This is a genomic window from Ferrimonas sediminum (assembly GCF_900100175.1).
Classification (GTDB): Bacteria; Pseudomonadota; Gammaproteobacteria; order Enterobacterales; family Shewanellaceae; genus Ferrimonas; species Ferrimonas sediminum.
The window spans coordinates 73,083-86,267 of record NZ_FNEM01000003.1 but is presented as its reverse complement, the minus strand read 5'-3'; the positions used below and the strand labels follow the sequence as shown (position 1 = coordinate 86,267).

11 protein-coding genes and 1 pseudogene are annotated in these 13,185 nt (G+C 58.4%); 8 read left to right on the top strand and 4 right to left on the bottom strand.

Annotated elements, in window-relative coordinates:
• Positions 1 to 84: 84 nt before the first annotated feature.
• The gene (ald, locus tag BLT77_RS04765; RefSeq protein WP_090362848.1) at positions 85 to 1,203 is read right to left on the bottom strand and encodes an alanine dehydrogenase; all 1,119 of its coding nucleotides are present in this window, start codon (positions 1,201 to 1,203) and stop codon (positions 85 to 87) included.
• 185 nt (positions 1,204 to 1,388) lie between these two features.
• Here ald and lrp point away from each other — a divergent pair, with 185 nt between their 5' ends.
• The 7 genes and pseudogenes from lrp to BLT77_RS04730 form a co-directional block, all read left to right on the top strand.
• Positions 1,389 to 1,895: a leucine-responsive transcriptional regulator Lrp gene (lrp, locus tag BLT77_RS04760; protein WP_028113551.1), complete on the top strand. Its 507-nt coding sequence runs from the start codon at positions 1,389 to 1,391 to the stop codon at positions 1,893 to 1,895.
• Positions 1,896 to 2,089: 194 nt separating this feature from the next.
• A complete protein-coding gene (locus tag BLT77_RS04755) occupies positions 2,090 to 4,702 on the top strand; it encodes a DNA translocase FtsK (RefSeq protein ID WP_090362845.1) in 2,613 nt (870 codons plus the stop codon).
• Positions 4,703 to 4,710: 8 nt separating this feature from the next.
• Positions 4,711 to 5,310, top strand: a complete 600-nt coding sequence (lolA, locus tag BLT77_RS04750; RefSeq protein ID WP_090362843.1) for an outer membrane lipoprotein periplasmic chaperone LolA — start codon at positions 4,711 to 4,713, stop codon at positions 5,308 to 5,310.
• Positions 5,307 to 6,635: a replication-associated recombination protein A gene (locus tag BLT77_RS04745; protein WP_090362841.1), complete on the top strand. Its 1,329-nt coding sequence runs from the start codon at positions 5,307 to 5,309 to the stop codon at positions 6,633 to 6,635. The genes lolA and BLT77_RS04745 overlap by 4 nt, the downstream gene beginning before the upstream one ends.
• Positions 6,628 to 7,002: a fluoride efflux transporter CrcB gene (crcB, locus tag BLT77_RS04740; RefSeq protein ID WP_090362839.1), complete on the top strand. Its 375-nt coding sequence runs from the start codon at positions 6,628 to 6,630 to the stop codon at positions 7,000 to 7,002. The genes BLT77_RS04745 and crcB overlap by 8 nt, the downstream gene beginning before the upstream one ends.
• Before the next feature lie 12 nt (positions 7,003 to 7,014).
• Positions 7,015 to 8,304, top strand: coding sequence for a serine--tRNA ligase (serS, locus tag BLT77_RS04735; RefSeq protein ID WP_090362837.1), 1,290 nt, complete (start codon positions 7,015 to 7,017; stop codon positions 8,302 to 8,304).
• An 82-nt stretch (positions 8,305 to 8,386) separates the two neighbouring features.
• Positions 8,387 to 8,614 (top strand): annotated as a pseudogene (locus BLT77_RS04730) (GNAT family N-acetyltransferase); the annotation flags it as partial.
• Here the strand turns inward: BLT77_RS04730 and BLT77_RS04725 are convergent.
• Together BLT77_RS04725 and BLT77_RS04720 are read right to left on the bottom strand one after the other, a co-directional pair.
• Positions 8,615 to 9,112, bottom strand: coding sequence for a DUF6702 family protein (locus tag BLT77_RS04725; protein ID WP_090362833.1), 498 nt, complete (start codon positions 9,110 to 9,112; stop codon positions 8,615 to 8,617).
• Entirely contained in the window at positions 9,109 to 11,424 is a 2,316-nt protein-coding gene (locus BLT77_RS04720; RefSeq protein WP_090363457.1) for a M1 family metallopeptidase, read from the bottom strand. The genes BLT77_RS04725 and BLT77_RS04720 overlap by 4 nt, the downstream gene beginning before the upstream one ends.
• A 324-nt stretch (positions 11,425 to 11,748) precedes the next feature.
• On the opposite strand from BLT77_RS04720, the gene BLT77_RS04715 reads away from it, so the two are divergent.
• Positions 11,749 to 12,252: a GNAT family N-acetyltransferase gene (locus BLT77_RS04715; RefSeq protein WP_090362830.1), complete on the top strand. Its 504-nt coding sequence runs from the start codon at positions 11,749 to 11,751 to the stop codon at positions 12,250 to 12,252.
• Between the two features lie 11 nt (positions 12,253 to 12,263).
• Here the strand turns inward: BLT77_RS04715 and punR are convergent, their stop codons facing one another.
• Positions 12,264 to 13,163, bottom strand: a complete 900-nt coding sequence (punR, locus tag BLT77_RS04710) for a DNA-binding transcriptional activator PunR (RefSeq protein ID WP_090362828.1) — start codon at positions 13,161 to 13,163, stop codon at positions 12,264 to 12,266.
• Positions 13,164 to 13,185 lie beyond the last annotated feature (22 nt).

Sequence of the window (13,185 nt, the reverse complement as noted above, 5' to 3'; positions counted from 1 at the left end):
CGGAATTGTCCGGATTCTATGGGGCCGACGGGCAAAAGAAAAGGGGGCTCTTGCCCCCTTTTTTCGATTGCCCTGTCAGGTTTTTTATCCAGTCAGTTCGCTGCGGGGGTCGAAGAACTCAAAGTTCAGCGCTTCGGCCACCTCTTCGCAGGTGATTTTACCGTTGATGACATTCAGGCCGTTGAGCAGGTGCTCGTCGTCCAGCAGTGCCTGTTTATAGCCTTTTTCTGCCAGTGCAATGATGTAGGGCAGGGTGGCGTTGTTCAGGGCAAAGGTGGAGGTGCGGGGAACGGCGCCGGGCATGTTGGCCACACAGTAGTGCACCACATCATCGACGATGAACACCGGATCCTGGTGGGTGGTCGCTTTGGAGGTTTCGACGCAGCCCCCCTGGTCGATGGCGACATCGACAATGGCGGCACCGGGCTTCATCTTGCTGATGTGTTCACGGGTTATCAGTTTCGGTGCCGCAGCACCCGGAATCAGGACGCCACCGATCACCAGGTCAGCCTCCAGAACGTGCTTTTCCAACGCTTCGGCCGTGGAGTAGATCACCTTGGCCCGGTTCTCAAATTGGTGATTGAGATCCCGCAATACGTTGACGTTACGATCCAGGATGGTGACGTCGGCACCCAGGCCAACGGCCATCAGGGCGGCGTTGCGGCCGACCATGCCGCCACCGATGACCACCACTTTGGCGGGCTCAACACCGGGGACGCCACCCAGCAGCATGCCCCGGCCCATGTTGGACTTCTCCAGTGCCTGGGCACCGGCCTGGATGGACATACGGCCGGCTACTTCGGACATCGGTGCCAGCAGGGGCAGGCCACCTTTATTGTCGGTCACGGTTTCGTAGGCGATGCAGACAGCGCCGCTGTTCACCAGATCCTGAGTCTGTGGCAGATCCGGTGCCAGGTGGAGGTAGGTAAACAGGATTTGGCCGGGGCGCAGCATAGCGCGTTCCACTGCCTGAGGCTCTTTTACCTTTACAATCATCTCCGCGCTGGCGAAGACGGCATCGGCGCTGTCGAGGATCTCAGCGCCGGCGTTGATGTAGTCTTGATCGTCGAACCCGATACCGCTTCCCGCCTGGGTTTGCACCAGTACCTTATGGCCGCGACGGGTCAGTTCCCGCACACTGGCTGGCACCATGCCGGCACGATATTCGTGGTTCTTAATCTCCTTTGGCACACCGATGATCATATTTTCCCCTTTTGTTGTTTTCTACTAATCCATAGGCGTATGTAGTGAATTTATGCGCCTGAATATGATTTTTTCGTGGCTATCGGGTGCGAATCAGTATATTATTCAGTCGGAAGTTTTTCTTCCGATATATTTGGGCATTATTAGGATAAAATCCCAACCAAGAAGGGAAAAGGAAGCACATAATGGCATATAATAAGAAAAAGCCACTCAAAGAGTTGGATAGAATCGACCGCAACATCCTGAATGAACTGCAAAAGGATGGTCGTATCTCCAATGTTGAACTCTCCAAGCGCGTCGGCCTTAGCCCAACGCCCTGTCTGGAACGGGTAAAACGTCTTGAGCGTCAAGGCTTTATCCAGGGCTACACCGCACTGGTAAATCCTCATTATCTTGGCGCCTCTTTGTTGGTTTATGTCGAAATCACCCTGAACCGCGATTCCCCAGAAGTGTTCGATAAATTCAACCACTCAGTGATGGCGCTGGATGACATCCAAGAGTGTCACCTGGTCTCCGGTGACTTCGATTACCTTCTGAAGACTCGTGTTAGCGACATGTCCGCCTATCGTCAGCTGTTGTCGGAAACGCTGTTGAAACTGCCCGGTGTAAAAGACACTCGCACCTACGTGGTGATGGAAGAGGTAAAACAGACCAGTCGGGTGCTTATCGCCCAGCACAGCGTGCCAGCCTAAGCCTGGTGCCTTCTGATTTACCTAAAAAGTGCCTCTTTATGAGGCATTTTTTCGTTTTAGCCGCCCGGCCTTTTCATGGCGGGGCAGGCGATGACGCCGCCGTGGATAACTGTATAGATAACCATGCATCAGTGGCCGTTGTCTGATATGGTATTCTTTATCGTAATTAGTTAAGTGCATAAAAGGTAACGAGCTTGAGTGACCAAGCGATTCAGCCCCGTACCCTCAATGGGATTCAGCGGTTGCTGGAAGGCGGGCTGATAGTCTGTTGCGCCCTGGCCCTGTATCTGTTGGCCGCCCTGGGCAGCTTCCATCCGGCGGATCCCGGCTGGAGTCAAACCGCCTGGGATGGGCAGATACACAATCTCATGGGACGGGTAGGCGCCTGGCTTGCCGATCTGCTGTACTTCTCTTTTGGCCTCAGTGCCTGGTCGGTACCGGTGCTGACCGCAGTCACCGGTTGGCTGATGTTTCGCCGTAGCTACCGCATCGGTGAGATTGATTACTTCTCGGTGGCCCTTCGCATTGTTGGTCTGTTGTTGATGTTACTGGGTTTTTCTACCCTGGCGTCGATGAATGCCGATGACATCTACTACTTTTCTGCCGGCGGCGTCATTGGCGATGTGATTCGTGATGCCATGCTGCCCTATTTCAACCTGCTGGGCACCACCCTGCTGCTGCTGTGCTTTGTTGGCGCCGGCTTTACCCTGTTTACTGGCTTAAGCTGGGCCACCGTGGTGGAAGCGGTAGGGTTCGGCGTCATCACCGCGATGACCTGGTTGTGGCGATTGCCGTCGAAGCTGATGAGTCGTGACCGAAATGACAACGACGATGCCGATGAGCTGCTGCAGGTGGCCCAGTCCCATAAACAGCGCGCATCGTCCCAGCTTAAGGCGGGCCGGGCCGACTCGGTAGTGATCGAGGACGGACCCGAGTCAGCGGTGACCGATGACGAGGTCTCCGATTGGCTGGACAAGGTGCCGGTTCTGCATCGTTTTGCCTGGTTTAAGCGTTTTGTCGACTGGTACGACGAACGGGTGTACGGCCCACAGGAGGAGCAGGACGAATCGCTGACGGCCAGCGACGAGCCTGCGGCGTTGCCCGAGGAGTTGAAGCAGGCGATGGACGGCCCCCGGGCCGAACCCAAATTGAGTCCGCTGGAACCGCTGCTTCCTGACAACCTGACCGAGCCGTTCCCGGACTCCGCCCCGGCTCTGTCTCCAGAACTTCAGGCAGCGGCCGCCGAACCGGCAGCGCCCGCGGCCAAGGTCGTGCCGGCAGCCCCGCCAGCGTTAACTCCGGCGCAGGTGGAAGCCCAGACCCTGATGCCGACACTGGAGCTGTTGGATCGACCCCATAAGGCGCAGAACCCGATCTCCCAGGAGGAGCTGGATCAGATTGCCCGCTTGGTGGAGCTGAAACTGGCAGACTTCAATGTGGTGGCCAAGGTGGTGGATGTGCATCCTGGCCCGGTGATCACCCGGTTTGAACTGGATCTGGCTCCAGGAGTCAAAGTCTCTAAAATCACCAACCTGGCAAAGGATCTGGCGCGGGCCCTGTCTGCGGTGAGTGTTCGAGTAGTGGAGGTGATTCCCGGTAAGTCGGTGATCGGCCTGGAGCTGCCCAACAAGAGCCGGGAAACCGTATTTATGCGGGACGTGTTGGGGTGCGAGCAGTTTGAGCAGTCCAAGTCGAACCTGGCCATGGTGCTGGGGCAGGACATCTCCGGTTACCCGGTGGTGGTGGACCTGGGTAAGATGCCCCACCTGCTGGTGGCCGGTACCACCGGCTCCGGTAAATCGGTGGGCGTGAACGCCATGATCGTCAGCTTGCTGTACAAGTCGACGCCGGAAGACGTCCGCTTGATCATGATCGATCCCAAAATGCTGGAACTGTCGGTGTACGAAGGCATTCCGCACCTGCTGTGCGAGGTGGTGACCGACATGAAAGAGGCGGCCAACGCCCTGCGCTGGTGTGTGGGGGAGATGGAGCGCCGGTATAAACTGATGTCGGCCATGGGGGTGCGAAACCTCAAGGGCTATAATGCCAAGATTCTGGACGCCCAGCAGCAGGGCCAACCACTGACGGATCCGTTCTGGCAGCCCACCGACAGCATGGATCTGCAGCCGCCGGAGCTGGAGAAACTGCCTTCCATTGTGGTGGTAGTGGATGAGTTTGCCGACATGATGATGATCGTCGGTAAGAAGGTGGAGGAGTTGATCGCCCGAATCGCCCAGAAGGCCCGGGCCGCCGGGATTCACCTGATTCTGGCGACGCAGCGTCCGTCGGTGGATGTGATTACCGGTCTGATTAAGGCCAACATTCCGACCCGGATCGCCTTCCAGGTGTCCAGCCGGGTCGACTCACGTACCATTCTGGATCAACAGGGCGCCGAGCAGTTGCTGGGGCAGGGGGACATGTTGTATCTGCCGCCCGGAACCGGAGTGCCGGTGCGGGTTCACGGAGCCTTTGTGGATGACCATGAGGTGCACCGGGTGGTGGCCGATTGGTGTGCCCGGGGTAAGCCTAATTACATCGAAGAGATTCTGGCCGGAGAGAGTGGTGGTGAGCAGGTGCTGCTGCCGGGAGAAAGCTCCGACTCTGACGGTGAGAAAGACGCCCTTTACGACGAGGCGGTGGCTTTTGTCATCGAGTCCCGCCGGGCATCCATCTCCAGCGTGCAACGAAAGCTGAAAATTGGCTACAACCGCGCCGCCAGAATGGTCGAGGAGATGGAGCAAAGTGGCCTGGTGAGCGCGCCGGGGCACAACGGTAACCGAGAAGTGCTGGTACCAGCACGACAGTGAGAGGTTGAATGAAACGAATTGCAATTGCGGTGGCGTTGTTGCCATTGCTGGCCCATGCCAACGCCGAACAGAACTTGAAGTTGAGACTGGACAACCTGAGCCAGTTTCAGGCCGAGTTTCAGCAGCAGGTGTTCGACGAAGACAGCAACCTGATTCAAACCGGCGAAGGCAGGTTGGCGCTACGGGCGCCGGATCGGTTTTTGTGGCAGTTGACCGCACCGGAGGAGAGCCTGTTGGTGGCCGACGGCGAGGCGGTGTGGGTGTATGAGCCTCTGATGGAATCGGTGTCGGTATACCGCCAGGACGACGCCATTGCCCAGACCCCGCTGACCATACTGACTCGAACCGACGAGCAAGCCTGGCAACAATACCAGTTCAGCCAGCGCGGCGACTGCTTTGACGCCGAACCCAAAGATGAAGACAGCCATGTGCGCAAGATGTCGGTGTGCTTTGCCGGCGATGCCATCGCCTCGCTGGCGATGACCGACAGCCAGGCGGTACGCAGCGAGTTTGCGCTGACTAACTTCTCCACCGCCCCTCTGGCGGATGCGATGTTTGTCTTTACCGCCCCCGAGGGGACTGAGATCGACGATCAGCGCGGGCAATGAGTACTCTGAATCTGGATTTCAGCCCCGACTTTCGGCCGCTGGCGGCGCGGATGCGCCCCAGTAAGCTGGAGCATTACATCGGTCAGGAACACCTGTTTGCCAAGGGTAAGCCCCTGCGACAAGCGCTGGAGGCGGGCCGAGCCCACTCGATGATTCTGTGGGGGCCGCCGGGCACCGGCAAGACCACGTTGGCCGAGTTGGTGGCCGAGTACAGTAACGCCCATGTCGAGCGCATCTCGGCGGTGACCTCGGGGGTGAAAGAGATCCGCGATGCCATTGCCAAAGCGAAAGATATCGCCCAGGCCCATGGTCGCCGAACCCTGTTGTTTGTGGACGAAGTGCACCGCTTCAACAAGAGTCAGCAGGATGCGTTCCTGCCCTTTATCGAAGACGGCACGGTGATCTTCGTTGGCGCCACCACCGAAAACCCGTCGTTTGAGGTCAACAGCGCGCTGTTGTCCCGTGCCCGGGTGTACGTGATCAAAAAGCTCTCTACCGAGGCCATCAAGCGCATCGTCTGTGACGCAGTCGCCGATTCGGAGCGGGGGCTGGGGAAGCAGCAGGTGGTGTTGCCCGAAGAGGTGGCCCAGGCGCTGGCCGAGCTGGTGGATGGGGATGCCCGCCGGGCCCTGAATCTGCTGGAGCTGATGGTGGACATGAGCGACGGCGCGCCACTGACCCTGACCCATCTGGCGGACGTGGCTGGTGAACCCATCGCCCGTTACGACAACAAGGGCGACCAGTATTACGATCTGATCTCGGCGGTACACAAGTCGGTGCGGGGCAGCAACCCCGATGGCGCCCTGTACTGGTTCTGTCGCATCTTAGAGGGCGGCGGTGATCCGCTCTATGTGGCCCGGCGTTTGCTGGCCATCGCCTCCGAGGATGTGGGTAATGCCGATCCCCGTGCCATGGAGATCGCCCTAAACGCCTGGGACTGCTTTCATCGGGTGGGGCCGGCAGAAGGGGAGCGGGCCATCGCCCAGGCGATTGTCTATCTGGCCGCCGCGCCCAAGAGCAACGCGGTGTATACCGCGTTCAAGGCCGCACGGGTGGCTGCCCGGGAAACCGGCCATCTGGAGGTGCCGGTGCACCTGAGGAACGCCCCGACCAAATTGATGGCGGATCTCGGCTATGGCGCCGAATACCGCTATGCCCACGATGAACCTGGTGCTTATGCCGCCGGGGACGTGTACCTGCCGCAGGAGCTGGCGCAGCAACAATTTTATCAGCCGACGGATCGTGGGCTGGAGAGGAAAATCAGGGAAAAGCTGGCTCATTTGGCGGATTTGGACCGTTTAAGCGAGAACAAACGTTATGAATAACCTAATCGCTGTGGCTTTTGGGGGCGCAGTGGGAGCAAGCGCACGTTATGGCATATCACTATTGGCCATAAAGCTATTCGGAACTGGCTTTCCCTTTGGTACACTGATCGTAAATTGCATCGGCTCTCTGATCATGGGGGCGCTTTATGCGTGGGGCGACGTTTCCGATCTGCCTCCGGCCCTGAAAGCCTTCATTGGTGTTGGCATGTTAGGTGCGTTAACCACCTTCTCGACCTTCTCCAATGAGTCCATTCTGTTGATGCAGGAAGGATTCTGGATTAAAGCCATGTTGAATGTGTTGCTGAACGTCGGCCTCTGTCTGTTGATGGTGCTGTGCGGTCAGCAACTGGTTTATGCACGAATTTAAAATAAGAGCGATATGTTAGACAGCAAATACCTACGTGCCGACCTCGAGCAAACCGCCGAGCGTCTGGCAACTCGTGGCTACATCCTGGATGTGGCTCGTTTGACCAAACTGGATGAACAGCGTAAAGCGCTGCAGGTCGAAACTCAGGAACTGCAAGCTGAACGTAACAGTCGCTCGAAGTCGATCGGACAGGCCAAGGCCCGCGGTGAAGACATCGAGCCATTGCTGGCCGAAGTGGCTTCCATGGGCGATAAGCTGGCCGCCACCAAAGCGGAACAGGACAAGCTGCTGGAGGAGTGGGACGGCATCGTCGCTGGCATTCCTAACCTGCCGGATGCTTCCTGCCCAGTTGGTGCCGATGAAGATGAAAACGTGGAAGTCAGCCGTTGGGGTGAACCGCGTCAGTTTGATTTTGATATCAAGGATCACGTTGATGTTGGTGAAGGCGTCAACGGCCTGGATTTTGGCGCGGCCGCCAAGCTGTCCGGTGCCCGCTTCATCGTGATGAAGGGCCAGGTCGCCCGCATGCATCGTGCCCTGGCTCAGTACATGCTGGATCTGCATACCCAGGAGCACGGTTACACCGAGATGTATGTGCCGCTGCTGGTGAATCCGGACAGCCTGCGTGGCACCGGCCAGTTGCCAAAATTTGGTGAAGATCTGTTCCACACCGAGCAATTGGAAGAGGACACCGATCGTCGTCTGAGCCTGATCCCCACCGCCGAGGTGCCGCTGACCAACATGGCCCGCGATGAGATCATCGAGGCCAAAGAGATGCCGGTTAAACTGACCGCCCATACACCGTGCTTCCGCAGTGAAGCGGGCGCCTCGGGCCGTGATACCCGCGGCCTGATCCGTCAGCATCAGTTTGATAAGGTCGAACTGGTTCAGTTGAGCAAGCCGTCAGAATCGATGGCGGCCCTGGAAGAGCTGACCGGTCACGCCGAGCAGGTTCTGAAAAACCTCAATCTGCCCTACCGGAAAGTGGTGCTGTGCACCGGCGACATGGGCTTTGGCTCCACCAAAACCTACGATTTGGAAGTGTGGGTACCGAGCCAGGACAAGTACCGTGAAATCTCCTCCTGCTCCAACATGGGCGATTTCCAGGCTCGCCGCATGAAGGCGCGCTGGCGTAACCCGGACACCGGCAAGCCTGAATTGCTGCATACCCTGAACGGTTCCGGCCTGGCTGTGGGTCGCACCCTGGTGGCCATTCTGGAAAACAACCAGCAGGCTGACGGTCGCATTGAGATTCCGCAGGTGCTGCGTCCTTACATGGGCGGCTTGACCCACATCGGTTAAGTGCACACAGAGTGACACCCAAAAGCCCGGCATCCAGCCGGGCTTTTTGCGTTCAGAGCTTGCGAAATACGGCCGGTCATGAGGTATGGGAGTGGGCAGTGCGCTGCTGACGGCCCTGCTGGATCTGGCCGATAACTGGCTGGCCTTGAGGCGCATTGAGCTGGAGGTCTATGCGGATAACTCCGCGGCACTGGCGCTGTATCGCAAACAGGGATTCGAGCAGGAGGGCCGTGCCCGTAAGTACGCCTTCCGGGACGGCCGGTACGTTGATGCGTTATTGATGGCCCGGGTGTGCACTCCGGGCCAGTAATCAGTGCCGCTTCAGCTGCACTGTGGCCGCGGGTTGACGCCTGTCCAGCTGCCAGGTCTGCAGGGTGCCGTGGCTCTGCAGTGTCAGGGTGTTGACTTGTGAGGGCTCCAGTTCGAACAGCAGCGTGACGCCGACGCGGACTCCTTGGCTGAACTGAGCGCGCAGCCGCTCGGTTAGCGGCAGCTCCTGGTAGATCCACAGGTCCCGTACATCCGACTCCTGGCCGACCCATTGCGGCGCGATGACCCGGTCGTCGTTATCGAGAACAACAAAGTGCTGGTTTAAGTAGGCCCGCAGTCGGGCCTCGTTGTCTTCGAAGCCCTCGTCGGCCTGCAGCGCCAATGCCTGGCTCATGTCATTGGCATTGTAGCGATGCACGACCTCCAGGCTGGTGCCATCGGCGCTCAGGCTCATTTGGGTCATGCCAAAGTGATAGCGATGACTCCAACACGGCAGCGCCAGCAGTAACAAACACATCGTGGTGATAAGCCGTTTCATGAGTCATCTTCATCCTGAGCGGGAGTCTTCAGGACTTCGCGCTGTTTCTGCATCATGTTTTTCTTTTTCTTCTCCTTAAACAGCTGCAATCGCGATGGCTGAATTCGGCGTGGAAAGTGGTTGTTGCCGGTGTCCACATCGGCGGTTTGCCAATGGGGATCCACCACGACCTGGGTCAACTGCTTGCCCTTGGGGCGAATCAGCATGCTGGTGACCTGGCTGGCGTCTTTGACCCAGATCTCGGCGGGCAGGGTCAGGCGTTCGCTGCTGCCGTCGTCATAGCTGAGCTGCAGCAGAATCGGCATCACCAGACCGCCGCGGTTGCTGAAGTCCAGCAGATAGACGTTGTGGTCGTCTTTAAGCAGTTCGCGCTCAAAGGGCTCCAGTTTGCCGAGATCCTTACGGTAGGTATTGCGGTCGGCATTGGTGGCGGTGAACTTGTCGTGCTCATTGTAGAAGTCGAACAGCTCCGGTTTGCCGTCCGTAAACCGGCTCATGCCCTGGTTGCGCTGATCGGTGATGGTTTCCGGCTTCTCCTGCTCCTGCTGACGTTGCCACTGGGACTCGATGTCAGGATCCTGGGTGTTGACGCTGAACTGGCGTACGTCGTCGATGCTGATGTCGACGTGATTGGTGGTGTAGAACCAGCCGCGCCAGAACCAGTCCAGATCCACACCGGAGGCGTCCTCCATGGTGCGGAAAAAGTCCGCCGGCATCGGTCGTTTGAACTTCCAGCGTTCGGCGTATTCGCGAAATGCAAAGTCAAACAGTTCCCGGCCGAGAATGGTTTCGCGCAAAATGTTGAGGGCGGTGGCCGGCTTGGAGTAGGCATTGTTGCCAAACTGCAGAATCGATTCTGAGTTGGACATGATCGGCACCTGGCCATCGCTCTTCATGTAGCCGGTGATGTGGCGGGGTTCTCCGCCTTTGGAGGGGTAGTCTGCCTCCCAGCTTTGCTCTGCCAGGTACTGCACGAAGGTGTTGATGCCCTCATCCATCCAGGTCCACTGTCGTTCATCGGAGTTGACGATCATCGGAAAGTAGTTGTGGCCAACTTCATGAATGATCACCGTGATCAGGCCATATTTGGTGCGTCTGGACCAGGTGCGATCGCTACGATCCTCTTTGTTGATCTCCGGTCTGGGGCCGTTAAAGGAGATCATCGGGTACTCCATGCCTCCGACCGGTCCGTTGACCGAGATGGCCACCGGGTAGGGGTAGTCGAAGCTGTAGCGGTTGTAGACCTCAAGGGTATGGATGATGGCAGCGGTGGAGTACTGATCCCACAACGGAGTGGCCTCCTCCGGGTAGAACGACATCGCCAGCGTATCGGTATCACCCTGTTTAAAGCCCTGGGCGTCCCAGAGGAATTTGCGCGAGGAGGCCCAGGCGAAATCGCGGACGTTCTCCGCCTTGAATCGCCAGGTTTTGGTGGTGCTGGCACGGCGCTTTTCATTGGCCAGCGCTTCATCCAGAGTAATGATTTTTATCGGCTTGGCGGCGGTTCTGGCTTGTTGTAGCCGCTGCTGCTGTGTGTCGCTTAGCACCTGCTGTGGATTGGTCAGTTGGCCGGTGGCGCTGACGATGTGGTCGGCGGGCACCGTAATGCTGACGTCGTAGTCGCCAAACTCCAGGGTGAACTCCCCGTGGCGCAGGAAGGGCTTGTTGTGCCAGCCGTGGGCATCGCTGTACACCGCCATGCGGGGGAACCATTGGGCAACTTCATACAGGTAGTTGTCGTCCCGCTCAAAATACTCATAGCCGGAGCGACCGCCCAGGGCTTTTTGTTCATGAATCTGATACTGCCAGTGAATGGTGAGTTCGGTGGCCTGGCCCGGTTCCAGCGGCGTGGCAAGGTCGACCCGCATCATGGTATCGACCACGGTGTAGGGTAATGGCTTACCCTGGCCATCGGCCACCAGAGAGAGGGTAACGCCGGCCGGGTGAGTCTGGGTTTCCAGGGCGCGGCGGTAGCTGCCCATGTCGACGCGATTGGCCTGGTCGCCTTCGCGGGCAACGGTGACCGTTCGCATGCGGTTGGCCAGGGAGTCCTGACGGAATTTATTCTGATCCAGGGCAACCCACAGGTATCTCAGCCGATCCGGAGAGTGGTTCTGATAGCTGATGGTCTCTTTTCCTGACAGCGACTGGTTGCTGTCATCCAGGGAAACCTGGATGCGGTAGTCAGCCTGCTGTTGCCAGTATTGGTGGCCGGGTTGGCCCGATGCGGTTCGGTATACTGTGGGGGTGGGCAGCAGTTCATCCAGCTGACGGAAGGGGTCGGTGGCAACCGACAGGGGATCGGCCGCCATGGCGGCTGATCCCACAAGGGACAGTCCCAGAAAAAGAGATCGAAATGACACGCGGTGTTCCTGTTGTAATTTATTGTTGCGGATAGACGCAGGGAGTGGCAAAAATACCACAGCTTGTTCACGGTTTCTAAACCTGTCGTCGCCAGGGAGGGTATCTATACCATCCGGAATCCGGTTCATGCCCAGACCCTGCTGTTGGCGGCGGAGGGAAAAGCGACTGGCGCTGCAAAACCGGATGCAAGTCAACGGATAAAACTGTGTAAGTGATTGTTTGCGTGGGCCACTCAGGTACACTTTAGGGACAATAAATGGTTGAGGTGGGATATGCAGATACGGGTTGAACAGATTGGTGACAGTGAGGCCATCGGCCGCATCACTTACGAGGCGTTTCTCAACCATCCTCATCATGAGCCAGGAGCCCAGCCTACCGAGCACCTGATTGTGGAAAGGCTGCGTGGTCAGGGGGCCTTGGTGTTGTCGTTGGTGGCGCTGGAGCAGGAGCGGGTGGTGGGACACATCGCCGTCTCTCCGGTGACCATTGATGGCGAGGATCTGGGCTGGGTCGGGTTGGCCCCAGTGTCGGTGACGCCGAACAGCCAGGGCCAGGGCATTGGTTCGGCGCTGGTCAATGAGGCGATTTTACGACTCAGCACCCAGGGTGTGAACGGGGTGGTGCTGGTGGGTGATCCCGCCTATTACGGTCGTTTTGGCTTTGTGGCGGAATCCTCGTTGACCTACCCCGGGGTTCCGGCTCAGTACTTTATGGCCCGGAGCCTGAAGGGAAGTGTCCCTTGTGGCGAGGTCGCCTACCATCCTGCTTTCGGCTGAGGTTCGGTCGGTTAGCTGAGCCATTCGCGGTTAAGCTGCTCGCTGTCTCCCAGATAATCCAGGACCCAGGCCAGTAACGCGTTGCTATCGTCATTGCGCCAGGCCAGGCAGCAGGCACTGGGGCGGCGCGGATCCGGCAAAGCGCGTTCGACCAGCAGTCCCCTGGCAATCAACGGGTCGGCATAGTGGCTGGGCATGCAGCCCAGACCCAGCCCTTCGATGAAGCAGGCGATGGCGTTGGGCCAGTCCGGTACCATCAGTCTGCGCTGATTATCCAGTTGCCAGTTACTGCGTTTGGGCAGGGTTCGGGCACTGTCCTCCAGGCAGATCACCGGGTATTGTTCCAGCTGCTGATGGGTGAGCACCGCCTCTTTGGCGCAGGGGTGGTGGGGGGCCATGACAAAGCGCCATTGCAGCTCTCCCATGTCGCGAAAACCAAAGTCACCGCCGACCGGAATGGCGGAGGTGGCGCCAATGGCGATGTCGGCCCGGCCATCGGCCAACGCATCCCACACGCCGTTAAACACCTCCATGCTGATCACCAGTTCGGCGTCGTCAAACTGGCGATAGAAGTCGCGTACCAATGTCGTGATCCGCAGCGGTTTGACCACATTATCCAGCGCCAGTCTCAGGGTCTGTTGCCAGCCGTTGGCGACCCGCTGGGTCTGCTGCCGAAGCTCCTCCATCTGCCTGAGCATCACTCGGGCTTCCGCCATAAAGTGCCGGCCCGCTTCCGTCAGTTCGACCCGTCGGGGCAGGCGTTGAAACAGGGTGACTCCGAGATCCCGTTCCACCTGCTTGACGTTGTAACTGATGGCCGACGGCACTTTGTGCAGTTGCTGGGCGGCCAGGGTAAAGCTCCCCAGCCTGGCGACGGTGTCCAGCATCACCAAGGTGTGTTTGGAAAACATACTAATCAAATTTTTTGAACGA

Coding starts and splice junctions, on each gene's coding strand:
- ald (WP_090362848.1), bottom strand. CDS start 1,203: ATGATCATCGGTGTGCCAAAGGAGATTAAGAACCACGAATATCGTGCC.
- lrp (WP_028113551.1), top strand. CDS start 1,389: ATGGCATATAATAAGAAAAAGCCACTCAAAGAGTTGGATAGAATCGAC.
- lolA (WP_090362843.1), top strand. CDS start 4,711: ATGAAACGAATTGCAATTGCGGTGGCGTTGTTGCCATTGCTGGCCCAT.
- BLT77_RS04745 (WP_090362841.1), top strand. CDS start 5,307: ATGAGTACTCTGAATCTGGATTTCAGCCCCGACTTTCGGCCGCTGGCG.
- crcB (WP_090362839.1), top strand. CDS start 6,628: ATGAATAACCTAATCGCTGTGGCTTTTGGGGGCGCAGTGGGAGCAAGC.
- serS (WP_090362837.1), top strand. CDS start 7,015: ATGTTAGACAGCAAATACCTACGTGCCGACCTCGAGCAAACCGCCGAG.
- BLT77_RS04725 (WP_090362833.1), bottom strand. CDS start 9,112: ATGAAACGGCTTATCACCACGATGTGTTTGTTACTGCTGGCGCTGCCG.
- BLT77_RS04720 (WP_090363457.1), bottom strand. CDS start 11,424: ATGGCGGCCGATCCCCTGTCGGTTGCCACCGACCCCTTCCGTCAGCTG.
- BLT77_RS04715 (WP_090362830.1), top strand. CDS start 11,749: ATGCAGATACGGGTTGAACAGATTGGTGACAGTGAGGCCATCGGCCGC.
- punR (WP_090362828.1), bottom strand. CDS start 13,163: ATGTTTTCCAAACACACCTTGGTGATGCTGGACACCGTCGCCAGGCTG.